Annotated in this window: 22 protein-coding genes; 8 read left to right on the top strand and 14 right to left on the bottom strand. The window is 74.0% G+C overall.

Annotated features, from left to right (window positions below; genetic code table 11):
- The first annotated feature begins 48 nt into the window (after positions 1–48).
- Both eda and E1266_RS22070 read left to right on the top strand, forming a co-directional pair.
- Positions 49–675, top strand: a complete 627-nt coding sequence (gene eda, locus E1266_RS22075; protein WP_132049882.1) for a bifunctional 4-hydroxy-2-oxoglutarate aldolase/2-dehydro-3-deoxy-phosphogluconate aldolase — start codon at positions 49–51, stop codon at positions 673–675.
- Positions 676–711: 36 nt separating this feature from the next.
- Positions 712–1,101, top strand: coding sequence for a PPOX class F420-dependent oxidoreductase (locus E1266_RS22070; protein WP_132049880.1), 390 nt, complete (start codon positions 712–714; stop codon positions 1,099–1,101).
- Here the strand turns inward: E1266_RS22070 and E1266_RS22065 are convergent.
- Positions 1,082–1,267 (bottom strand): hypothetical protein, encoded by a 186-nt coding sequence (locus tag E1266_RS22065; RefSeq protein ID WP_132049878.1) that lies wholly within the window; start codon positions 1,265–1,267, stop codon positions 1,082–1,084. The two genes, E1266_RS22070 and E1266_RS22065, sit on opposite strands and share 20 nt — an antisense overlap.
- Before the next feature lie 72 nt (positions 1,268–1,339).
- Between E1266_RS22065 and E1266_RS22060 the strand changes: the two genes are divergently transcribed.
- Entirely contained in the window at positions 1,340–2,269 is a 930-nt protein-coding gene (locus tag E1266_RS22060; protein WP_243718698.1) for a LysR family transcriptional regulator, read from the top strand.
- Positions 2,270–2,292: 23 nt separating this feature from the next.
- Here E1266_RS22060 and E1266_RS22055 read toward each other — a convergent pair whose 3' ends face one another.
- Together E1266_RS22055 and E1266_RS22050 are read right to left on the bottom strand one after the other, a co-directional pair.
- On the bottom strand, positions 2,293–2,811 hold the full coding sequence (locus tag E1266_RS22055) for a DUF1707 domain-containing protein (RefSeq protein ID WP_132049876.1): 519 nt from the start codon (positions 2,809–2,811) through the stop codon (positions 2,293–2,295).
- 2 nt (positions 2,812–2,813) lie between these two features.
- Positions 2,814–3,536, bottom strand: a complete 723-nt coding sequence (locus E1266_RS22050; RefSeq protein WP_132049874.1) for a PadR family transcriptional regulator — start codon at positions 3,534–3,536, stop codon at positions 2,814–2,816.
- 194 nt (positions 3,537–3,730) lie between these two features.
- On the opposite strand from E1266_RS22050, the gene E1266_RS22045 reads away from it, so the two are divergent.
- Positions 3,731–5,713 (top strand): phosphatase PAP2 family protein, encoded by a 1,983-nt coding sequence (locus E1266_RS22045; protein ID WP_165966162.1) that lies wholly within the window; start codon positions 3,731–3,733, stop codon positions 5,711–5,713.
- A 68-nt stretch (positions 5,714–5,781) separates the two neighbouring features.
- Here E1266_RS22045 and hpnH read toward each other — a convergent pair whose 3' ends face one another.
- The 6 genes from hpnH to hpnC are packed head-to-tail and all read right to left on the bottom strand — an operon-like array spanning position 5,782 to position 12,788.
- Positions 5,782–6,786, bottom strand: a complete 1,005-nt coding sequence (gene hpnH, locus E1266_RS22040; RefSeq protein WP_132049870.1) for an adenosyl-hopene transferase HpnH — start codon at positions 6,784–6,786, stop codon at positions 5,782–5,784.
- 3 nt (positions 6,787–6,789) lie between these two features.
- Positions 6,790–8,664, bottom strand: a complete 1,875-nt coding sequence (shc, locus tag E1266_RS22035; RefSeq protein ID WP_132049868.1) for a squalene--hopene cyclase — start codon at positions 8,662–8,664, stop codon at positions 6,790–6,792.
- Complete coding sequence (locus tag E1266_RS22030) at positions 8,664–9,692, bottom strand: polyprenyl synthetase family protein (RefSeq protein WP_132049866.1); 1,029 nt, start codon at positions 9,690–9,692, stop codon at positions 8,664–8,666. The genes shc and E1266_RS22030 overlap by 1 nt, the downstream gene beginning before the upstream one ends.
- Positions 9,689–11,008, bottom strand: a complete 1,320-nt coding sequence (hpnE, locus tag E1266_RS38885) for a hydroxysqualene dehydroxylase HpnE (protein ID WP_243718696.1) — start codon at positions 11,006–11,008, stop codon at positions 9,689–9,691. Before hpnE ends, E1266_RS22030 begins: the two co-directional genes overlap by 4 nt.
- Positions 11,005–11,925 carry a presqualene diphosphate synthase HpnD gene (gene hpnD / locus E1266_RS38880; RefSeq protein ID WP_207945837.1) on the bottom strand — a complete coding sequence of 307 codons (921 nt, stop codon included), beginning with the start codon at positions 11,923–11,925 and terminating at the stop codon, positions 11,005–11,007. The genes hpnE and hpnD overlap by 4 nt, the downstream gene beginning before the upstream one ends.
- Positions 11,922–12,788: a squalene synthase HpnC gene (hpnC, locus tag E1266_RS22020; RefSeq protein WP_243718700.1), complete on the bottom strand. Its 867-nt coding sequence runs from the start codon at positions 12,786–12,788 to the stop codon at positions 11,922–11,924. The genes hpnD and hpnC overlap by 4 nt, the downstream gene beginning before the upstream one ends.
- 181 nt (positions 12,789–12,969) lie before the next feature.
- On the opposite strand from hpnC, the gene E1266_RS22015 reads away from it, so the two are divergent.
- The 3 genes from E1266_RS22015 to E1266_RS22005 are packed head-to-tail and all read left to right on the top strand — an operon-like array spanning position 12,970 to position 15,960.
- Positions 12,970–13,596, top strand: a complete 627-nt coding sequence (locus tag E1266_RS22015; protein WP_165966161.1) for a TetR/AcrR family transcriptional regulator — start codon at positions 12,970–12,972, stop codon at positions 13,594–13,596.
- A 7-nt stretch (positions 13,597–13,603) separates the two neighbouring features.
- Positions 13,604–14,941, top strand: coding sequence for a carotenoid oxygenase family protein (locus E1266_RS22010; protein ID WP_132049863.1), 1,338 nt, complete (start codon positions 13,604–13,606; stop codon positions 14,939–14,941).
- Between the two features lie 32 nt (positions 14,942–14,973).
- Entirely contained in the window at positions 14,974–15,960 is a 987-nt protein-coding gene (locus tag E1266_RS22005) for a DUF2804 domain-containing protein (RefSeq protein WP_132049861.1), read from the top strand.
- Here the strand turns inward: E1266_RS22005 and E1266_RS22000 are convergent.
- The 3 genes from E1266_RS22000 to E1266_RS21990 all read right to left on the bottom strand — a co-directional run bounded on the left by E1266_RS22000 (position 15,923) and on the right by E1266_RS21990 (position 20,435).
- Positions 15,923–17,686: a sugar-binding domain-containing protein gene (locus tag E1266_RS22000; protein WP_132049859.1), complete on the bottom strand. Its 1,764-nt coding sequence runs from the start codon at positions 17,684–17,686 to the stop codon at positions 15,923–15,925. The genes E1266_RS22005 and E1266_RS22000 overlap by 38 nt on opposite strands.
- Positions 17,683–18,984 carry an MFS transporter gene (locus E1266_RS21995; RefSeq protein ID WP_207945835.1) on the bottom strand — a complete coding sequence of 434 codons (1,302 nt, stop codon included), beginning with the start codon at positions 18,982–18,984 and terminating at the stop codon, positions 17,683–17,685. The genes E1266_RS22000 and E1266_RS21995 overlap by 4 nt, the downstream gene beginning before the upstream one ends.
- A gap of 80 nt (positions 18,985–19,064) precedes the next feature.
- Complete coding sequence (locus tag E1266_RS21990) at positions 19,065–20,435, bottom strand: HAMP domain-containing sensor histidine kinase (protein WP_132049857.1); 1,371 nt, start codon at positions 20,433–20,435, stop codon at positions 19,065–19,067.
- Positions 20,436–20,518: 83 nt separating this feature from the next.
- On the opposite strand from E1266_RS21990, the gene E1266_RS21985 reads away from it, so the two are divergent.
- Complete coding sequence (locus tag E1266_RS21985; RefSeq protein ID WP_132049855.1) at positions 20,519–21,049, top strand: hypothetical protein; 531 nt, start codon at positions 20,519–20,521, stop codon at positions 21,047–21,049.
- Positions 21,050–21,069: 20 nt separating this feature from the next.
- Here E1266_RS21985 and E1266_RS21980 read toward each other — a convergent pair whose 3' ends face one another.
- A complete protein-coding gene (locus E1266_RS21980) occupies positions 21,070–21,747 on the bottom strand; it encodes a response regulator transcription factor (RefSeq protein ID WP_132049853.1) in 678 nt (225 codons plus the stop codon).
- A 162-nt stretch (positions 21,748–21,909) separates the two neighbouring features.
- Complete coding sequence (locus E1266_RS21975) at positions 21,910–22,527, bottom strand: DUF305 domain-containing protein (protein WP_207945834.1); 618 nt, start codon at positions 22,525–22,527, stop codon at positions 21,910–21,912.
- Positions 22,528–22,689 lie beyond the last annotated feature (162 nt).

Raw genomic sequence — 22,689 nt, 5'->3', positions numbered from 1 at the left:
CATGCGGATCGCGCAGCGCCCGCCCGCCCCGGACTCCCTGGAGCCTGCATGATCGCCGAAGACCTGTTCGACCTCGCGCCCGTGATCCCCGTCGTCGTCCTGGACGACGCCGAGGCGGCCGTCCCGATGGCCCGCGCCCTCGTCGCGGGCGGGCTGCCCGTGATCGAGGTGACGCTCCGCACGCCCGCCGCGCCGGCGGCGATCGAGCGGATCGCCGCCGAGGTCCCGGACGCGGTCGTCGGCGCGGGGACGGTCGTCCGCCCCGAGGACGCCGAGCGGTCGGCGGCCGCAGGGGCCCGCTTCCTGGTCAGCCCCGGCCGCACGCCCGGCCTCCAGGCCGCGATGGCCGCGACCGGCCTGCCGTTCCTGCCGGGCGTCGCCACCGCGTCCGAGGCGATGGCGCTGCTGGAGGACGGGATCACCGCGATGAAGTTCTTCCCCGCCGAGGCCGCGGGCGGCGCCGCCGCGCTCAGGGCGCTCGCCGGGCCGCTGCCGCAGGTCCGGTTCTGCCCGACCGGCGGGATCAGCCCGCGGAACGCCGCCGACTACCTCGCGCTCGGCAACGTCGGGTGCGTCGGCGGTTCCTGGCTGACCCCGGCGAGCGTCGTCCGCGCCGGCGACTGGGACCGCGTCCGCAGGCTCGCGTCCGAAGCGGCCGCCCTGCGCACCGGGTGATGTCACATCCGGAGGCGGACCTCCCGTCTACCGGACATGACCACTACATCGGCACTGACCGCCCTGAAGAAGCAGCGCACCGTCCTGCTGACCTCCTACCGCAAGGACGGGACGCCGGTGGGCACGCCCGTCAACGTCGTCGTCCAAGGCGACCTCGCCTATTTCCGCACCTACGACAAGGCGTTCAAGGCGAAGCGCCTGGCGCGCAACCCGGAGGTGGAGATCGCGCCGAGCACGTTCCGGGGGGAGGTCACCGGGGCCGCGTCGCGCGGCCGGGTCCGGCTGCTCGCCGAGGAGGAGGCGAAGCCGGTCCGCAGGCTGCTGGCCCGCAAGCACCCCTTCCTCCAGGGATTCGCGGTGCCGCTGTTCCACCGGATGAAGGGGTACCGGACGCTCCACTACGAGCTCACCCTCGATCGGGACTGAGCGGGTCCGGGCCGGTGTGGCAGCGCGGGCAGGGGCCCGCGGTGAGGGGTGCGCCGCCCGCGGTCGGCAGCAGGTCCATGCGGAGCCGGCCGCAGGCGCACCGGGTCCAGACGACGATGCCTTCACTGGTCACGTGCCGGGAGAGTGTGGTGTTCCGCTGTGTCATGACTCCAGTCTGCGGTCCACGATCGTTGCCGTCTATTTCAGGTTTCCGCACTGAATCGTGCAATATGGTTTCATGATTGATCTGCGGCGGCTGCACATGCTCCGGCTCGTCCACCAGTACGGGACGGTCACGTCGGCGGCGGAGGCGATGCACCTGACCCCGTCGGCGGTGTCCCACCACCTGCGCGAGCTGGCGCGGGAGCTGAAGGTGCCGCTGCTGGAGCCGCAGGGCCGCAAGGTGAAGCTGACACCGGCCGCGCACCTGCTGATCGAGCACGCCGACGGGCTGCTCGCCAAGTGGGAGGAGACCCTCGCCGACCTGGAGTCGCACCGCGCGGGGGGCGCGGGGCCGCTGCGCATGTGCGGGTTCACGACGGCGGTCGGCGGTCTCGTCGCACCGGCCGCCGGAGCCCTGATCCGGGACGATCCAGACCTCAAGGTCGAGGTCCGCGAATGCGATACCGACGTCGCGGTCGGCCTCCTCGCCGCCGGCGATACCGACATCGCGGTCATCGAGCCCACCCCGGACGCGCCGCCGTCCGACGACCTCCGCTTCGACCGCGAACCGCTGCTGGAGGAGGTCTACGACCTCATCGTCCCGGCCGGGCACCCGCTGGCGGGCCGGACCGGCGTCCGGCTGGAGCACGCGGAGGACGAGACGTGGATCAGCGTCGAGCCCGAGGTCTGCGCCCACCACCAGCAGGTGCTGGCGTACTGCGGCGCCGCCGGGTTCACGCCCCGGTTCGCGCACCATGCCACCAACTGGTCGGTGATCTGGGCGCTGGTCGCGCACGGGCTCGGCGTGTCGCTCGTCCCGCGGCTCGCGGGCGGGCCCGCCGACCAGCCGGTGGTCCGGGTCCCGCTGACCGGCGACGCCGTCCCGCAGCGGCGCCTGCTGACCTGCGTGCGGCGCGGCAGCCGCGGCAACCCGCTGATCGACCGCGGCCTGCGCGCCCTCCGCGACGCCGTGCCCGCCCGCTGCGCCCGGATGCCCGCCGCCTGACCGTCCGTTCACACGGGGCGGGGTTACGTTGAGCGGCCGGACCTCCGCGCGCCGAAGGCCAGCAGCGCCGCGCGGACGATCCAGACGGCCAGCGCGATCTGCAGGACGGCGAGGACCCCCGCGCCCGGCCCGACCGTGAACGCCAGCACGAGGAACACCGCGAGCAGCAGCGGGAACGCCGGGAACGGCGGCCCGTGCCGGTGGTGGCCCCGTGCCATGTGCCGATGCCGGCGCCGTGCCATGTGCCGGTGGTGCTCCTGCCACGCCGGGTGCCAGGGCCCGCCGAACATGACCGCCGCGCCCTCCATGGACGACGGCGCCCGCCGGTCCGGTTCGGGCAGGCCGGTCGGCGCGGGCAGGTCGCGGACGAGGGGCCGCAGGTCGCCGCGCGTCTTGGCGGACAGCACGGCGTCCATGCGCTCGTCCAGCTCCCCGCGGTCGAGCCGTCCCGCCGCGAAGTGGTCGTGGAGCGCGACCATGACGGCGTCCCGTTCGGCGTCACCGATGCGCATCTCGTCGCGCGACTCGTCCTGGCGTGCCATGTTCACTCCCCGTGGTGGGCGGACGTCGGGCCCGTGTCGGTCTCGTCGCCGGTGCCGTCGCCGGTGTCGTCGCCGGTGTCATCGTCGTGGGCCGCGTCGTGCGTGCCGTCGATGTCGTCGGCGAGGATCCGGTAGAGGTCGCGCCGCGCGTTCGACAGGACGTCCCTGGCCTGCGCGACCTGCTCCCCGGAACCGGAGTGGACGATCTGCATCACCGCGGCGCCCATCTGGGCGGCCTGCCGGAACAGCTCGGGGACGCCCTCGCCGTACTCGGGCGTCATCTCCGCCCACGGCTCGGCCAGCCGCGCGGCGTTCTCCTCGACGTGGGCGCGGCCCTCGCCGGTGAGGTGGAAGGACCGCCGCCCGGCCGCCTCCTCGCCCGCGATCAGGCCCTCGTCGGCGAGCTGCTGCAGCGCCGGGTAGACCGCGCCGGGGCTCGGCTTCCAGGCCCCGCCGCTGCGCTCGTGGATCTCCTGGATGATCTGGTAGCCGTTGCGCGGCTCCTCGGCGAGCAGGACGAGGATCGCCGCGCGGACGTTCCCCTTGCGCGCCTTCGGGCCCCGCCCCCACGGGCCGCCGCGCCCGCGCGCCCACGGGGGCCGCCCGCCGGGGCCGAAGCCGGGCGGGCCCCACGGTCCGGGACCGGGGCCGCCGCCGAACAGCCAGCCGAGGTTCGGGGAGTCGCCGCGGCCCCGCGGGCCGCCGTGCCCATGCCGGTGTCCCATGTTCTACACCACCTTCTGAGATCTCTCTATGATCTCTCGCGATACGACAACGATATATCGAAGACGACCGGATGAGCTAGATTGTTCCCGAGAACTTTCCGTCCCCGGCGCGACGTCCCGGACGCGGTCCCCGGTTCCGGGCGCCCCCCGTCTGATCGCAGGAAACTTGGGTAACAGCCGTTATGGGGAGGACGATGGGCACTGGCGAAGCGGTCACCGTGCGGGACACGGTGCTCACCACCGGTACGGCGGCCCGGGCGCGGCTGAGCGCCCGGCGCGAGATGCTGCTCGGACTGCTGCTGTTCGGGGTGTACCTGGTCGTGGCCGGCCTCCCCGAGGAGGCCAGGATCGGCCGCGCCCGGGAGCACGGCGAGGCGATCTACCGCCTCGAACGCGCCCTGCACCTCGACATCGAGCTCTCCCTGAACAGGTGGCTCGCCGACCAGGGCGTCCTGCGGGTGCTGGCGAACTACGAGTACGCCATCACCTACATCGCCAGCGCGCTCGCCCTGCTGCTCTGGCTGTTCGTACGCCATCCCGAGCGGTACCGGACGGCACGCAACTCGTTCATCCTGCTGAACCTGGGCGGCCTCACCTGCTTCGTGCTGTACCCCGTCATGCCGCCGCGCCTGATGCCCGACCTCGGCTTCATCGACACCGTTTACCTCGGCGGCACCTGGGGGTCGTGGGGGTCGCCGCTGGTGGAGCACGCCGACCAGCTGGCGGCGGTGCCGTCCCTGCACATGGCCTGGACGATGTGGGTCGGCGTGGAACTCGCCCGCGTGAACGCCAGGCGCTGGGTGCAGGTGCTCAACATCGTGCACATCCTGGTGACCCTCTACGTCATCATGGCCACCGCGAACCACTTCCTGCTGGACGCCGTCGCCGCGATCCCGTTCGTCGCCATCCCGGTCTACATCGCCGAGCGCGCGTCCCGTCCGCCGGCTCCGAAGGTCGAGGGCCCGGACGCCTTCTTCATGGCCGTGGAGACGCCCGCCGCCCCGCAGCAGGCCGGCGGCCTGATCATGCTGGACACCTCCGCCCAGGAGGTCGGCCGCGCGGACCTCGTCCGGGAGATCCGCGCGCGGCTCGACGGGCTGCCCCGGTTCCGGCAGCGGCTCGCCGGGCGCGGCCGCTGGCGTCGGCCACTCTGGCGGGACCACGACCCGGTCGACTGGGAGTGGCACGTCATGGAGCGGCGCGTCGACGGCATGGCCGGCGTGCGCGAGGCGGTCGCCGAACTGCAGGCCGAGCGGCTGCCGCTGGACCGGCCGCCGTGGCGCATGGTCGTGCTGAAGGGCGCCGCGCCGGGCCGCACCGCCGTCGTGTACCTGATGCACCACGTGGTGGCCGACGGCGTCGGCATCGTCGCGCAGGCGGTCCACCTGATGGAGCCGCCGCCCGCGCCCGTGCCCGCGCCGCCGCGCCGGCCGCTGCGCAAGGCGCTCGCGACCGCGGTCGGGCTCGCGCAGCTCGCCACCGCCGTCACGCGCCCGGAGCGGCTGCCGTCGTCCGGCACGCCGGAGCGCCGGTACGGCACCATGCGGCTCCCGCTGGCGGAGGTGCGCGACACGGGCCGCCGCCACGGCGCCCGTGTCACCGACGTCGTCCTCTGCGCGTTCGCGGGCGCCCTGAACCGGGTCATGGGCGAGGAGGAGGGGCGGCCCGCCGCCGTCCGCGTCGCGGTGCCGCTGATGATGCGGCCGCCGGGCAGCGCGATGGTCGGCAACCACACCACCGCCGTCATGGTGGACCTGCCCGTCGGCAAGATGACCGAGACCGACCGGCTCGCCGTCATCTCCAAGCGCGCCCGGGTGCTGCGCTCCGGTACCCGCGGGCAGGCCGCCTGGTTCGTGATGTGGCAGGCCGGACGCCTCATGCCGGCGCCGCTGCACCGGCGCTTCGCCCGCATGTCCTACAGCGGCCGCTTCCTCCAGGGGACCGTGTCGAGCCTGCCCGCCACCGCCGGTCCGCTGCGGCTCGCCGGGGCGCCCCTCACCGCCGTGTACCCGATCGTCCCGCTCGCGCCCGGCACGGCGTTCGCGATCGCCGGGCTGGGCATCGAGCGCGAGCTGTGCTTCGGCCTCTCCCTCGACCCCGGGCTGGCCGACGACGCCGACGCGCTGATGGCGGCCTTCGGCGACGTGTTCGAGGAACTGCGGGACGGGCCGCACTGACGACCGTGCCGCTGACCACCGTGCCGCCGCCGGGCCCTACGGCCCGCCGGCGGCACGGCCCGCCGGGCTCACACGCTGCGCACGGCGCGCAGCGACTCCTTCAGTGAGCCCATCGTCGCGAACACGGCGGTGGGCTCGTAGCCGCAGTGCGCCATGCAGTTCGCGCAGCGGTCGTCGCGTCCCCGCCCGTAGGCGTCCCAGTCGGTCGTCTCCACGAGCTCCCGGTAGCTGGCGGCGTAGCCGTCGTCCATCAGGTAGCAGGGCCGCTGCCAGCCCTTCAGCGAGTACGACGGGATCGCCCACGCCGTGCACGGGAAGTCGGTCTTGCCTTCGAGGAAGTCCAGGAACAGCGGCGAGTGGTTGAACCGCCAGCGCTCCCGCCGGCCGTCCGCGAACGCCTTGCGGAACAGGCTCCGGGTCTCCTGGACGCCCAGGAAGTGGTCCTGGTCGGGCGCCTTCTCGTAGGCGTACGCGGGCGAGATCATCATCTGGTCGACGGCCAGCTCGTCGTTGAGGTAGTCGAGGACGTCGATGACGGTCTGCGGGGTGTCGGTGTTGAACACGGTCGTGTTCGTCGTGACCCGGAACCCGCGCTCCTTGCACATTCTGATCGCCTCGACCGCCTGGTCGAAGACGCCCTCCTTGCAGACGGACGCGTCGTGCCGCTCGCGCAGCCCGTCGATGTGCACGGCCCACGCGAAGTAGCGGGACGGCTCGAACCGGTCGATCTTCTTCGGGATCAGCGCCGCGTTCGTGCACAGGAACACGTACCGCCGCATCCTGATCAGCTCGGCGGTCAGCTCCCCGATGTGCGGGTGCATCAGCGGCTCGCCGCCCGCGATCGACACCATCGGCGCGCCGCACTCGCGGACGGCCGCGACCGCCTGCTCGACGGGCATCCGCTGCTTGAGCACGTCGGCCGGGTGCTGGATCTTCCCGCAGCCCGCGCACGCCAGGTTGCACGCGTACAGGGGCTCCAGTTCCAGCAGGAGCGGGAAGCGCGTGCGTCCCGCCAGCCTGTTGCGCAGCACGTACCCGCCGACCCGCAGGCTCTGGCGCAGTGGCATCGCCATGTCTCATTCACCCTTCAGGTACCGGCCCAGCGCCGAGAGCGGGAACACCAGGCGGTACAGGTGGTAGTTGATGTAGAAGTCGCCGGGGAACCCGGTGCCGGTGAAGTGGTCCTCGTCCCACGTGCCGTCGGCCCGCTGGTGCTCGGCCAGCCAGCCGACGCCGCGTTCGACGGCCTCGCCGCGCTCCCCGGCGGCGAGCAGCGCGAGCAGTGCCCACGCGGTCTGCGACGGCGTCGAGACGCCCCGCCCGATCCACGACGGGTCGCGGTAGGAGCGCAGGTCCTCGCCCCAGCCCCCGTCGTCGCGCTGGTGGAGCTCCAGCCACTCCACCGCGGCGCGGATCTCCGGCCTGCCCGGCCGGACGCCCGCGGCGATCAGCGCGGGGACGACGGCGCCCGTCCCGTACACGTGGTTGGCGCCCCACCGGCCGAACCAGGACCCGTCGGGTTCCTGCGCCTTCAGCAGCCACACCACGGCCCGCTTGACCGTCAGCGAGTCGGCCATGCCGCGGTGCGCCATGGCCTCCACGACGTGCGCGGTGACGTCGGCGGACGGCGGGTCGATGACCTCGCCGAAGTCGCAGAACGGGAGCCTGCGGCACAGCCCGCGGGTGTTGTCGGCGTCGAACGCGCCGAAGCCGCCGTCCCGGGACGCCATCCCGGCCATCCAGCGGACGCCCCGCTCGATCGCGGGCTCGGCCAGCGGATGCCGCACGCGGTTCAGTGCGATGACGGCCTCGGCGGTGTCGTCGACGTCGGGGTAGCAGTCGTTGTCGAACTCGAACGCCCACCCGCCCGGCGGCAGGTCGGGCCGCCGCACCGCCCAGTCGCCGGGGCCGCGGACCTCCTCGCCGATCACCCATTCCGCGGCCCGCTCCAGGGCCGGGTGCCCCTCCGGCAGGCCCGCGTCGGCGAGCGCGTTCATGGCGAGGACGGTGTCCCAGACGGGGGATTGGCACGCCTCGATCCGCCGTCCCTGCGCGTCGCGGATCGTGAAGCGTTCGAGGCCGTCCAGGCCGCGCCGCACGACCGGATGGTCCAGGCCGTAACCGAGGAGGTGCAGCGCGATCAGGGAGTACACCATGGGCGGCTGGATGCCGCCCCACGAGCCGTCCCGCTCCTGCCGCGCGATGATCCAGTCCCCGGCGCGGCGGAGCGCGGCCCGCCGCAGCCCCCGCACGGGCCGCCGCTCGTACACGTGCAGGGCCCGGTCGAGCGTCTCGAACGCCGTGTCCCACCCCGGCAGGCCCCGTTTCCGGCTCCGCGGGGCGTCCTCGAAGGGCGCCAGCTCGTCCAGCTCGAACGGCAGCGGCCGGACGGGACGCATCGCCCCCACGACCGCCAGCGGAACGATCGTCTGCCGAGCCCAGCACGCCCAGTCGTAGACGTTCAGCGGGAACCAGCGCGGCAGGAACATCATCTCCGGCGGCAGCACGGGCAGCTCGTCCCACGGCCACCGGCCGAACATCGCCAGCCAGAAGCGCGTGAACACCCGGGTCGCCGGGACGCCGCCCGCGCCGCGGACGAAGGCGGCCGCGCGCAGCATGTGGTCCGCGTCGGGCGGATCACCGGCGAGCCGCAGCGCCACGTACGCCTCGACCGTGGTGGACAGGTCGGGCGGGCCGTCGTGGAAGGTCGCCCACGTGCCGTCCGGGGCCTGCCGCGACCGGATCCAGCGGGCCGTCTCGTCGGTGTCGGCGCCGGTGCGGATGCCGAGGAACTCGCGCAGCAGCAGGTCCTCGGCGTCCATCGTCACGTTGGTCTGCAGCTCGCCCTTCCACCATCCCTCCGGCGACTGCAGGAGCAGCAGGTGCTCGCGCGCCGCCTCCAGCGCCTCGGCGGCCGTCCGGGTCCGCCTCCCCGTCTCCACCGCGGTCATCAGTGGTCCCTGCGGGTGACGAAGTCGGCGATGCGCAGGAAGTCGGCCCGCACGGGCTCCGGGATCCGGGCCGTGACCAGGTGCTCGGCGGCGCGCTGGATGCGGCTCTCGGCCTCCATCTCGGCCCAGGCGCGCCCACCGGCCGCCTCCACCAGGCCGGCGGCCTCGACCAGCTCGTCCTCGGACAGGTCGTCCTCGGGCGGCCCGGGTCGCGCGTACAGCTCCGCGAGCCGCGCGGCCTCCGGCCTGCCCGAGTTCAGCGCCGCCACGACCGGCAGCGACATCTTGCGGGACCGCAGGTCCGACAGCGCGGGCTTGCCGGTGGCGGCCGGGTCGCCCCAGATGCCGAGCAGGTCGTCGGTGAGCTGGAAGGCGATCCCGAGGTCGGCCCCGAACGCCTCCAGCGCGGCGCAGAGGGGCTCGGACGCCCCGTCCAGGACGGCCCCGATCGCGCAGGAGCACGCCAGCAGCGCGCCGGTCTTGCCGGCCGCCATCGACATGCACTCGTCCAGGCCGGCCCGCTTGTGGTGGGTCTCCAGGTCCATGTCGAGGGCCTGGCCCGCGATGAGGCGCCGGGTGGCGGCCGCGAGGATGCGCGCCGCCCGCGCGGAGCCCTGTCCGGGCGCCTCCAGCACGACCTCGCCGGCGAGCGCGAGCAGCGCGTCCCCGGCCAGGATCGCGGACGCCTCGCCGAAGACCGTCCACGCCGCCGGGCGGTGCCTCCGCGTCCGGTCGCCGTCCATGATGTCGTCGTGCAGGAGCGAGAACGCGTGGGTCAGCTCGACCGCGACCGCCCCCGGAAGGGCGCTCTCCTGCGGCGCCACCGCGGCGCGGGCCGACAGCAGCGCCAGCGCCGGGCGGAGCGCCTTGCCGGCGGGCGCCTTGCGCGGCCGGCCCTCCTTGTCCGTCCAGCCGAGATGGTAGGCGGCGACCCGGTAGGTGCGCGGGTCGAGCCGGCCGACCGCGGCGCGCAGCGCGCCGTCGACGAGCTCGCGGACATCGGTCATCGAGCCGGGAACAGCCGTCACCGGTCCCGCACCCCCTCCAGGTGGCGGCGGGCCAGGCGCGCGGCGGTGAGGCCGCTGCGCACTGCTCCCTCCATGGTGTCGGGCCAGCCCGTGTCGGTCCACGCGCCGGCCAGGAACAGTCCGGGCGCCCGCGTCGCCGCGCCGGGGCGGGCGGCCGCGGTGCCCGGGCGCTGCCGGAACGTCGCCCGCCGCTCCCGCGTCACGAAGAAGTCCCGGACGCGGGCGTCCCGCGCGGCGGGCAGCAGCCGCCGCAGCTCGGGCGTGAACCGGGCGCGCAGCTCGGCGGTCGGCATGTCGACCCAGCGGTCCGCGGCCGACAGCGAGACCGCGAGGTACTGGCCGCCGCGCAGCCCGCTCACGGCCGTCCGGTCGAACACCCACTGCGCGGACGAGCCGACGGCGGCGGCGAACGGCCCGTCCATGACCGGGCGGTCGTAGACGACGTGCACGTTCACGATCGGGCTGGCGTCGAGCTCGGGCCAGGGCAGCGGGTCCGGCAGCGCCTGCGCGGGCAGCAGCCGCGCCGCCGCGTCGTGCGGCACCGCCATGATCACCGCGTCGGCGGCCATCGGGACGCCGTCCACGACGACCTTCGGGTCGGTGGTGACCGCCTCGACCTTGGCCTTGAGGCGGACGGTCCCGCCCATCTCCGCGATCCGCCGCAGCGCCGGGCCGCCGTGCAGCTCCTCCAGCGGCACGAGCGGCAGCCCGATGTCGGCCGCGTCGGCGCGCCCGAACAGCGCGTGGCGGCACACCATGGCCGACAGCCCGAGCGCCGCCTCGTCCACCTCGGCGTTCAGCGCGGAGGTGAGGAACAGGCCCCAGAGCGCCTGCCGGGCCCACGGCCGCTGCCCGTGCTCGGCGAGCCACGCGCCCGCCGACACGGCGTCGGCCGCCGGGTCCGCGGGGTCGACGCGGCGCAGCGCCGCGGACGCGCGGACGGCCCGGAGCCGGTCGGCGGGCGACAGCGGCGAGTACCGGGCCAGCGCGGGGAGCATGTGCAGCGGGCTGGGCAGCCGCGACCGCCGCAGCCTCGCCCGCCCCATGCCTGGCACCAGGACGGGCACGTCGAACCGGTCCTGCGTCTCGACCAGGTGGTCGGCGCGCAGCCTGCGCAGCAGCCCCTGGTACGCGGAGCAGCACCGCAGGAACACATGCTGCCCGTTGTCGATGCACAGCTCGCCGCGGGAGAACGAGTGCGTCGCCCCGCCCAGCCAGGGACGGGACTCCACGAGCGTCACCGGCACGCCCGACTCCCGCAGCGCGATCGCGGCGCTGATGCCGGCGAGCCCGCCGCCCACGATCACGACGCTCACCGCTCCACCCCCGACAGCGCACGCGCGGCCACGACCGCCTTCTGCCACGTCGGCAGCGACATCCGGGTGTTCAGCGCGAGCGCCGGGTTCGCCGCGATGCTCTCCAGGAGCCGCCGGTAGATGCCGGCCATCGCCGCCGTGCAGGCGGCGCTGCGCCGGTCCAGCAGCGGCAGCAGCCGCAGCCCCTCGGCGTACCAGGCGCGCGCCCGCTCCGCCTGGAAGCCGACCAGCTCGTTCAGCCGCCACGGCGGGTCGACGAACATGCCGGACTCGTCCAGCTCCAGGGTGCAGCGGAACCGCTTCAGGTCCTCGGCCGGGATGTAGATCCGCCCGGCCAGCCGGTCCTCCCGCACGTCCCGCAGGATGTTGGTGAGCTGGAGGGCCACGCCGAGCGAGTCCGCGAGGCCCTCCGCGCGCTGCCGCCCGTCCGAGCCGAACACCCCGAGGGACAGCCGGCCGACCGTCCCGGCGACCCGCTGGCAGTAGCGCAGCAGGTCGTCGAACGTCTCGTAGTCGGCGCCCCGCACGTCGTCCTCGCAGCCGTCGATCAGCTCGTCGAACGCGTCCAGCGGGATCGGGTAGCGGTTCGCCGCGTCGGCCAGCGCGGTCAGCACCGGGTGCCCCTCCAGCGCGGTGACGTCGGCGCGCCGCCGCAGCACCTCCTGGACGGTCGTCAGCCGGCGCCGCGACCGGTCGAGGAGGTCGAGCCGCACGCACGCCGGCTCCGGCCCGTCCCCGACGTCGTCGACGCCGCGCGCGAACGCGTAGATCGCGCTCATCGCCCGCCGCTTCGGGGCGGGCATCAGCCGGATCCCGTAGGAGAAGTTCCGGGCCTCCTCGCGCACCACCCGCTCGCAGTGCCGGTAGGCCTCCAGGACCCGCTCGGCACGCGCACCGGTCTCCGAAACCGCCGTCATCTCGCCTTCCCCCTTCCAGCGGCGCGCGCCCACCGGGCCACCAGCTCGGCCCGGCGCGGCCGCGGCGGCCGCGCGAGCACGTCGTAACGGCCGCGCGCCAGGTCGGCCAGCGCCGCCCGGCCCCCGGCCACATAGCCCGCCACGGCGAAGCGCGCCCACCCGGTCAGCTCCGCCAGCAGCGGCGCGGCCCCCCGGTCCAGCAGCTCCGCGGCGCGGCCGGACTCCAGCGCCAGCACGCCCCGCAGCCGCGTCGGCGTCACCGCGCGGGCCAGGTCCTCCTCCGCGCAGCCGAACCGCCGCAGGTCCTCGCCCGGCAGGTAGATCCGGCCGTTGCGGTAGTCCTCCCCGGCGTCCTGGCAGTGCTCGATGAGCTGCAGCGCGGTGCAGACGTCGTCGGACGCCGCGGCGAGCGCCGGCCGGTGCGCGCGGAACAGGTGCAGCACGATGCGTCCCACGGGCGCGGCCGACAGGGCGCAGTAGCCGGCCACGTCCGCGAACGTCTCGTACCGGTGGACGACCTGGTCCTGCCGGTTGGCCCGGACCAGGTCGCGGAACGGCTCCTGCGGGAGCCGCCGGGCGTGCACGGTCCCTGCCAGCCTCCGTAACTGCGGCAGGTTCGGCGTCCGGCCGGCGAACACGCGGTCCAGGTCGTCGTCCACGAGGCCGAGGAGCTTGGCGCGCTGCTCCGGCGGGGCCTCGTCGCCGATGTCGTCGACGAGCCGCGCGAAACCGTAGACGGCGCGCAGCCCGGCGCGGTGCCGGGCGGGCAGCAGCCGTGCCGCGACGGGGAAGTTCTCCCGCGCGGCGAGCCGGTCCAGGGCGCGGTCGTGCTCGGCGGCGCTCCAGGGCGGTTCAATGATCACCTTCAAGAGATCGACCGGACCGCCACCAGAGAAACTCTGGCCAAGGTATGGAGTTGGTGAAACGCAGCGTGGCGGGCGACGGACCGTTTCCGGACCGGTGGCGCTCCGCGGGTTGACCTTCTCGCCCGCGCATGCGATAACACTGTTACGTCCAGAAAACATCGTTACTAGAGGATGGCCGATGGCAGCGAACCCCCCGGCTCCGAGCGCGTTCCAACAGGCCCAGCGGCAGGGCGACGAGGCGATCCGCACCTCGCTGCTGGACGCCGCGAGCCGCCTGCTCGCCGCCGAGGGCCCCCAGTCGCTCGCGCTGCGGCGGATCGCCGCCGAGGTCGGCTGCTCCACCACCGTCCTGTACCGGATGTTCGGCGGCAAGGCCGGGCTCATCGAGGCGCTCTACATCGAGGGCTTCGAACGGTTCCGGCGGCGCCTCGCCGCCGTCCCCCGCGACCCCGACCCCCGCGCCTACCTGCGCGAGCTGGGGCTCGCCTACCGGGACAACGCGCTCACCGAGCGCAACTACTACGGGCTGATGTTCGGCGAGCCGGTCCCCGGGTTCGAACCCGGGCGGCAGGCCTTCGACACGGCCCTGTCCGCCTACCAGATCCTCGAGGACGCCGTGGTCGACTGCGCCGCCGCCGGCCTGCTCATCGACGCCGAGCCGCGGCACGTCGCCGTCTCGTTCTGGGCGGCGGTCCACGGCTTCGTCAGCCTCGAACTCGACGGCCACCTGCCGGACGCCGACGCCATCATCTGCACCCTCATGCAGGGCGCGTCGTCCGGTTTCTTCGTCACCCCCCGGAAGTGAGGTCACCATGGCCAACCCGTACCTGCAGGGACTGCTGGCGCCCGTCACCGAGGAGGTGACCGCGCACGACCTGCCCGTCACCGGGCGGATCCCGTCCGGCCTGCGCGGCCGCTACCTGCGGATCGGCCCGAACCCGCTCGGGCCCGAGGACGAATCGTCCTACCACTGGTTCCTCGGCGACGGCATGGTCCACGGCGTCCGGCTCCGCGACGGCCGCGCCGAGTGGTACCGCAACCGCTGGGTACGCTCGATGAAGGTCGCCGAGGGACTCGAGGAGCCGTGGCCCGCCGGGCCCGTCGTCGAGGGCTTCGACCTGGCCCCCAACACGCACGTCATCGCGCACGCCGGAGACACCCTCGCCCTCGTCGAGGCGGGCGCCAGGCCCTACAGGCTCGACTACGAGCTGAACACCCTCGGCCCGTGCGACTTCGGCGGCACCCTCAAGGGCGGCTACACCGCCCACCCCAAGGAGGACCCGGAGACCGGCGAACTGCACGCCATGGGGTACTACTTCGGCTGGGAGCACCTGGAGTACACCGTCCGGGGCACGAACGGCGAGATCGTCCGCTCGGTGGAGATCCCGGTGCAGGACAGCCCGATGGTCCACGACTTCGCGCTGACGCAGAAGTACGTCGTCATCTACGACCTGCCGATCACGTTCTCGATGGCGCTGGCCGAGGCGGGAGCAGGGCTCCCGTACGAGTGGAACGACGCGCACCAGGCGCGGGTGGGCCTGATGCCGCGCGACGGCGGGGCGGACGACGTCCGCTGGATCGACATCCCGCCGTGCTGGGTCTTCCACACCCTGAACGCGTACGACGACGGCGACGACGTGATCGTGGACCTGGCCCGCTTCCCCAGCTTCATGCACGGCGGGCGGCTGGAGGGCAACCCGCCGCCGGTCCTGGACCGCTGGACGATCGACCCCGCCGCCGGGAAGGTCGTGCAGGAGACCGTCGACGACCGCCCCCAGGAGTTCCCGCGCATGGACGAGCGGCTCAGCACGCACCGCCACCGGTACGGCTACACCGTCACCGCGGGGGTCGTCGTGCAGGACAAGGTCGGCGAGGCCCTGATGAAGCACGACTACCGGAGCGGGACGTCCGAGACGCGCCTGTTCCCGGCCGGGTCGGGCGTCGGCGAGGCCGTGTTCGTCCCGGCCGCGCCGGACTCCGCCGAGGACGACGGCTACCTGATGACGCTGGTGTTCGACCCCGTCCGGCAGGGCACCGACCTCGTCATCATCGCCTCCCAGGACTTCACCGGCGAACCCGTCGCGACCGTCCACCTCCCGGTCCGCGTCCCCCTCGGCTTCCACGGCTCCTGGGCACCGGACCTCCGCTGAGCCCCCGCCGGGGAGGTCGTTAGTCTCGGGGCATGCCGACCCACGAGCGCGAGATCACCGAGCCCGTCGACCTGTGCCTGCCGGACGGGCGGCTGAACCCGGACGCGGTCGGCTGGACGCGGCGCCCCCTCCACCGCGCGAACCTGCGCGGCTGGGGGCGGGCCAAGCGCTGGGAGTACTGGGGCATCGTCACGCCCCGGCACATCATCGGCCTCGTCGCCTCGTCGATCGACTACGCCGGGGTGCACGGCGTCTACGTCCTGGACCGCGAGAGCGGTGAGGAGACCGCCAGGGACGCGGTGGTGCCGTTCGCGCGCGGCGCCGTGTTCCCCGACCGCAGCGGCGAGGGCGAGGCGTCGGTGCGTGGCGGGGGAGTGGCGGTCGGCGTCCGGCAGCACCCGGGCGGCTCCCGCGTGCGCGCCCTCGCGCCCGGAGCGGGGATCGACCTTGACGTCGAGATCCCGCTGGAGGAGGGCCACGAGTCGCTCGGCGTGGTGATCCCGTGGGGGGCGCGGCGGTTCCAGTACACGGTGAAGGACGTCGGGCGGCCGGTGGCCGGGCGGCTGCGGCTGCCCTCCGGCGAGCACGAGATCGGGGAGGGCGCGTTCGCGGTGCTCGACCACGGGCGCGGCAAGTGGCCGTACCGGATGACGTGGAACTGGGCGGCGGCCGCCGGGCCGGGCGTGGCGCTCCAGCTCGGCGGCAAGTGGACGGACGGCACCGGCATGACGGAGAACGCGGTCTTCGTCGACGGGCGCCTCCACAAGATCGGCGAGGAGCTCCGCTGGGACTACGACCGGGACGACTGGCTGCGCCCCTGGACGATCACCGGGGCCCGCGTCGAGGCCGAGTTCCGGCCCTTCCATGAGAAGGTCGCGCGCACCGAACTGGGCGTCGTCGGCACCGAGACCCACCAGTGCTTCGGCCGCTTCAGCGGGCGCGCCCGCACCGACGGCGGGACCTGGATCGACTTCGACGGCCTCACCGGGTGGGCGGAGGAGGCCCGTCAGCGCTGGTGAGGCGGAGCCGGGCGGTGACCGACCGCACCAGCCTCTCCGGGAGCTTGCAGACCTCGCGGTCGTAGGTGAGCAGGCCGTTCAGCTCGTCCTCGACGTCCGAGAGCTGCGTGTAGACGGTCGCGCTCAGCCCCTCCGGGATCGCGGGGACGATCTGCCGCGCGTGCAGCCGCGCGAACGCGGCGCCGAGGCGCTCGGGGGAGTCGTAGCGCTTGTATCCGAAGTCCTTGTCGTTGAAGGCGTGGCCGTCGAGCCGCAGGTTGTACCCGCCGTATTCGGAGAGGACGAGCACGCGCGGGTCGTCGCGGCGCGGCACGCGGAAACGCCGGAAGTAGACATGGAGGCTGCGCAGGTCGCCGGCACCCTGGTCGTGCCAGCCGCTCGCGTGGTCGACGGTCCGCGTCGGGTCGAGCGCCTTGACCTCCCCGGCGATGGCGGCGGCGTCGAACTGGCCCCAGCCCTCGTTGAACGGCACCCACACGGCGATGCTCACCACGTTCCGCAGGTGCTCGATCGTCTCGCGCGTCTCCTCGCGGAAACGTGCCCGGCCGCCCGGATCGGCCCGCCCGAACCGGTTGTGCTTCGCGTCGCTCAGCCGCAGCGGCGAGACGGCCGGCGCGGTGACGACCTCGGGACGGTACGGGCCGCCGCCGTTCACCATGTCCTGCCACACCAGGATGCCGAGCCGGTCGCAGTGGTGGTACCAGCGCAGCGGCTCCACCTTGATGTGCTTGCGCAGCATGGTGAAGCCGAGCCGCTTCATCGTGGCGATGTCGTGCACCAGCGCCTCGTCGGACGGCGCGGTGTACAGGCCGTCCGGCCAGTAGCCCTGGTCGAGGATCCCGGCGTGGAAGTACGGGCGGCCGTTGAGCTCCAGCCGCGGCACGTCGTCCGCGTCGAGGCCGACGCTGAACGACCGCATGCCGATGTAGCTGTCGACGCGGTCGTCGCCCAGCCGGACGGCGACGCCGTAGAGGAACGGGTCCTCGGGGCTCCACGGCCGGACGTCCGGTATGGGGATCCGCGCCGCCCGGCCGGGGACCGCTTCGGCGTTCGCGACGACCCGGCCGTCCGCGCGGATCTCGATATGGGCTCGCCGGTCCGTGTCGGCGTGCACCGTCACCTCGGCCACCGACTCGTCGAGGTGCGGGACGAGCGTGAGCCGCTCGACGTAGACCTCCGGCACACACTCGATCCACACGGTCTGCCAGATCCCGGACTGCGCCGTGTACCAGATGCCGCCGCGCTTCAGCTTCTGCTTCCCCCACCCCCGGTCGCCCGCATCGGACGGATCGCGCACCTCGACGACGAGCGTTGCGGAGCCGTCGTGCAGGGCGTCGGTGACGTCGAAGGAGAACGGCAGGTACCCGCCCTCGTGCCGGCCGACCTCGCTCCCGTCGATCAGCACGCGGCAGGACTGGTCGACCGCGCCGAAGTGCAGCAGCACACGGTGGCCGTGGGGGCGGAACTCGTCCGGGAGGGCGATGGTGCGCCGGTACCAGAGCGTCTCGCCCGGGAGGAGCTGCCGGCCCACCCCCGACAGCGGCGACTCGGGGGAGAACGGCACGATGATCTCGCCGTCGTACTCGGCCGGCTCCTCGTCGGCGAACGCGTACTCCCAGCGCCCGTTGAGGTTGAGGTAGCTGTCGCGCGCGAGCTGCGGGCGCGGATACTCGGGCAGCACCGCGTCCGGGTCGAGCGCGGCGCCCCACCGGGTCAGCAGCGTCATCGCACGGCCTCCCTCTTCATCGCGTCCCGCCGCAGCGCCAGGACCGGCGGGACGACCAGCACCAGCACGGCCGCCGCCGCGACGAAGATCGCCGGCGTCGGGACGTGCTTGAGGACGCCGAGGTCCGCGTAGCGCTCGTCGGCGCCCTTGATGACGGCGGCGCCGAGATACGGTCCGATGATCATAGGGACGAGGATCGCGAACACCATCCGCAGCCCCTGGACGTGCCCGGCCCGCCCGGGCGGCGTGTAGTCCCGCACGAGCGCGCCGATCGGTGCGAGCACCAGCATGAACCCCGACATCAGCACCAGCCCGGCGCCCGTCACCGCGGCCGTGTCGCGGGCGAGGGCCATCAGCAGCAGCCCCGCCGCGTACACCGCGAGCGCCGGCGGGAGGAACCGGACCTTCCCGACCCGGTCGATGACCCGCCCGAACAGGACGCTGACGGCGGACGCACCGGTCAGCACCACCGCCAGCACCAGCGCGTACCCCTCGATCTCCAGGTACCGCTCCAGGTAGATGATCAGGTACGGCAGGAAGACCTGCGTGGAGACGCCCCACACGCACCACGCGGACAGCGCGAAGTACAGCCCCGGGTTCGCGCGCATCGCGCCGGGGCGCAGCCCGTGCACGAGGGCGTTCAGGTACCCGCCGCCCTGCCGCTCGACCGGGTGGTCCCGGACGAAGAACCACGCGACCGCCCCGGCCGCCGCGATGATCGACCCGATGACGAGGAAGAACAGCGACCACCGCCCGTCCCGCGTCATCCAGTCGAAGCCGCCGAACACCACCAGCATCGACATCAGCGGCATGATCGCCAGCACCGACTCGACCCGCCCGCGGTTCGCGGGCCGCGTCACGTCGGTCGTCCACGCCTGGAACGCCGCGTCGTTCGCGCCCGAGCCGAGGAACGACATCACGCAGTCGAGCAGGATCACGGTGACCACCGCGACCGCGACGGCGTCGGCGACGGGCGCGATCCCCGCCATGGAGTCGACGCTGACCAGCCCGAACGCGGCCGTGCACAGCCCCCAGGCCACGTACCCGCCGGCGATGAAGGCGCGCCGCCGGCCCAGCCGGTCGGACAGCGCCCCGATCGTCAGCGTCGCCACCGTGGCCGCGGCCGCGCTCGCCGCGACCATCGCCGCGATCACGTCGGGGTTCCCGCTGATCTCCTCGTGGACGAAGACGTTGAGGTACATGTTCTCGACGGTCCAGGCGAGCTGGCCGACGAAACCGAGCACGATCAGCATCGTCCAGAGCCGGCGCCCCAGCGGAACGGCCGCGTCAGTCGTCACGAACGAGAACAGTACAAGGGGCACTTACCGGACGGCTCGCCGCCGACCGCTCAGTGGTGGGCAGCTCAGTGGTCGGCAGCTCAGTGGCGGGCGGCGCGGCGCTCGGCGCGGCGGGCGGAGCGGCGGGACGCGGGCTTGGGGGCGGTGCGCAGCCACACCTCGATCTGGGCGCCGCCCAGCGGCGAGGTGCCGACGCGCAGCGAGCCGCCGGTCGACTCCGCCAGCCGCCGCGCGATGTCCAGGCCCAGCCCCGTGGACCCGGCGCCGCTGGCGCCGCGGCGCAGCGCCGCGTCGGCGTCGGCGATGCCGGGGCCGGCGTCGCCGAACAGCAGCCCGGTGGAGCTCCGGCCGCGGTGGACGGTGAGGCGGAAGGCCGTGCCGTGCGGGGTGTGCCGGAAGATGTTGCCCATCAGCGCGTCCAGGGCGGCGGCCAGCTCGGTCTCCGGGACCGGGACGGGCGCGGGCGCGTCGGCGCCGACCAGGTCCCAGCCGCGGTCCTGGTCCTCGGCCAGCGCCGACCAGAACGCGAGCCGCCGGCGGACCACCTCGGACGCGTCGCAGCCCGCCGCCGCGGCCGGCCGGCCCGCCGCGCCGGACGGCCCGCCGGGCCGCCGGGCCGCGGCGATGATCTCGTCGACGGCCGTCTCCAGCCGTTCCAGCGCGCCGCGGCTCTGCGCCAGCCGGGCCGGGTCGCCGGGGTTGGCCGCCAGCCCGTCGAGGTCGACCCGCAGCGCGGTCAGCGGGGTCCGCAGCCGGTGCGACAGGTCGGCGCCCGCCTCCCGCTCGGCGGCCAGCAGCCGGGCCAGCCGGTCGGCCATGTGGTTGAACGCCTCGCCGGCCGCGCGCAGCTCCGGCGGCCCCTGCGGCTCGACCCGCGCCGCCAGGTCCCCCGCGGCGACGTGGGTGACCGCGCGGACGAGCCGGTCGGTGGCCCGCACCACCCGCTTGGCCAGCCGGTCGGCCATCGCCACCGACACCAGCACCAGCGCGAGCGCCACCAGCGCGAGGATCAGCCAGGACCTGGCGACGCCCCGGCTCAGCTCCCGCTGCGGCACGTACACCTCGATGACGGCGAAGGTGCCGGCCTCCAGCAGGACCGGGCGCAGCAGCACCTTCCCGCCCGGGGCCTCGACGGTGGACGTGCGGCCCAGCCGCCGCGCCTCGGCGAGGTCGGCGGGCGGGGCGTGCGGCGCCCCGAGGGCCTGCCCGGTCGGCAGGTGCAGCGCCAGCCGCCCCGCCGTCCCGGCGGGCACCGAGCCGACCGCGTCGGTCAGCGCGGCCGGGTCGCCGGTCACCGACAGGACCGGCACGAGGGAGGCCGCCTGCCGCTCGGCGGCGGTCAGCGCCCGGTCGTGCGCCATCTGGCCGTTCAGCAGCCCCAGCGGGACGACGAACGACAGCGCGACCATCGCCGTCACCGCGGTGGCGACGCGCGCCAGCGAAGTTCTCATCCCGCACGACCTCCCGGCAGGTACTACGGCGAAGCGGCCGTGTAAGGACCAAAAATTATGCTCTTATGGGACGTATGAGGCCCATGCGAGGACGAGTCGGTTTCATCGCGGTGTGGACGGCCACCACGCTCACCGGCATGGCGATCAGCTGGGCCGGGGTGAGCGGCGCGATGCGCGGGACGGCCGAGGCCACCCCCGACCGCGCCGCCGAGGTCCCCGTCCTGCAGGGGCGGCCTCCCGTCTCGGGCCCGTCCGCCGCACCGGCGGAGCCCTCCGGCACCCCCTCGCCCTCCGCGTCCGCCACGTCCTCCTCCGCCAAGCCGGGCGGATCGCCCACCGCCGCGCCCGGCGGCGGCCGGTCGCCGTACCCGGGGGCCTCCCGCCGGCCGGACGAGCGGGTGCGGACCTACACGGTCAAGTCCGGGCGCGTGGTGCTGGCCCTGTCCGACAAGTCCGCGCGGCTGGTGTCGGCCACCCCCGACGACGGTTTCCAGGCCAAGGTGTGGCGGCAGGAGCAGTGGCTGCGCGTCGATCTGACCGACGACGTCCACGGCTCGGCGGTCTTCGCGACCTGGCACGACGGCGCGGTGCGCGTCCAGGTCTACGAGTACTGAGCGACCCGCGGGACCGCGGGTCATTCCGGGGCCGTGAGCATCACGCCCACGCCCCGCACGGTGTGCAGGTAGCGCGGCGACGCGGAACGTTCCCCCATCTTCCGGCGGAGCCAGGACAGGTGGACGTCGATGGTCTGGTCGTCGCCGTAGGGCTGCTGCCACACCTCGGTCAGCAGTTCCCGCCGGGTCACGACGCGCCCGGCGTTGCGGGCCAGGAATGCCAGCATGTCGAATTCCAGGCGCGCCAGTTGCAGAGCGGTGCCGCCGAGTTTCGCCTGTCGCCGGTCGAGGTCGATATTCAGTTCCCCGACCTGCAATGCCCGCTGCCGGGTCTCCGTTCGCGTCCGCCGCAGAACGGCCTCGATCCGCGCGTGCAGATGGCCCGCGGAAAAAGGCTTGACCAGATAGTCGTCGGCGCCCGACTGCAGCAGGCGGATGATCTCCGGCTCGCCGTCCCGCGCGGTCGCCACGATCACCGGCACGTCCGAGACCGCGCGCAGCATCTTCAGCGCCTCGCCGCCGTCCAGGTCGGGCAGCCCCAGGTCGAGGACCACGACGTCGGGCGCGTGCGCCGCCGCGTCGCGCAGCGCGTCCAGGGCGCGTGCCGCGCTGCGCACCGCGTGGCCGAGGTCCCGCAGTTCCCGCAGGAACGCCTGCCGGACGTGGTCGTCGTCTTCAACCAGCAACACGGTAGCCACGGTCGGACGATAGCCTAACGAGTAAGGACCGAAAGGTCCGTTTCCAGATGTTGGGTCATGGCGCCGGGAAGCCCGCCGCGGACGCGTGCCGCCGGGCGGACCGAGGCCGCCGCGGCCTCGCTCCGCCCGGTGTCCGGCGCTCCGCGGGGAGCCCGTCCGGCCTCAGCTGTTGAGCATGCCGAGCATCTGCCGGATCTGGTCGGTCCGGGACTCCTTGACGCGCTTCGCGAACGCCTTGGCGTCGGCGTCCCCGCCCTTGGCCGCCTCGTCCTCGGCCATCTTCACCGCGTTGTGCTGGTGCGCGACGAACAGGTTGAGGAACGCCGGCTCGAAGGCGGCCCCGGTGGTCCGCTTCAGGGTCTTGATCTCCTTCGGCCCGGTGGCCGGCAGGCCGCCGTGCTCGGCGTGCAAGCCGGGCGCGTGGTCCGTCGTCGTCGGCTCGGACCACTTGCGCAGCCAGGAGGTCATCGTCTTGACCTCCTCGGTCTGCGTCGCCGCGACGGCCGCCGCGAGGTTGCGCACCTCGGCGCGCTTCGCGCGGTCGGCGGCCACCCGCGCCATCTCCACGCCCTGCTCGTGATGGGCGATCATCATCTGCAGGAACATCACGTCGTGCTCGTTGTAGCCGGACGGGGCCGGCGCGTCCGAGGCGGCGCTCGCCGGCTCGGTCGAGGCCCGCCGCTCCTGGCCGCCGCCGCACGCCGTCAGCATCAGGGGGAGGACGAGCACGGCGGGCAGCACGATCCGGCGCAGGGGGCGGCGGCTCACAGCGCCAGCCACAGGGCGGGGGTGAACACCGGCTCCCAGCTGCGGATCGTGGTGTGACCCTGGCGGCAGCGGTACCTGGTGCCCTCGTAGGTGACCACGTCGCCGACCTTGTAGGTCACGCCGGGCTGCCATTCCGCACCGTCCGCGGGCGCGCCCGTGGGCTCGGGCCGGGAC

Source organism: Actinomadura sp. 7K534, assembly GCF_004348575.1.
GTDB classification, from domain to species: Bacteria; Actinomycetota; Actinomycetes; order Streptosporangiales; family Streptosporangiaceae; genus Spirillospora; species Spirillospora livida.
The sequence above is the reverse complement of the archived record's forward strand: the minus strand, read 5'-3'. Positions and strand labels throughout refer to the sequence as shown.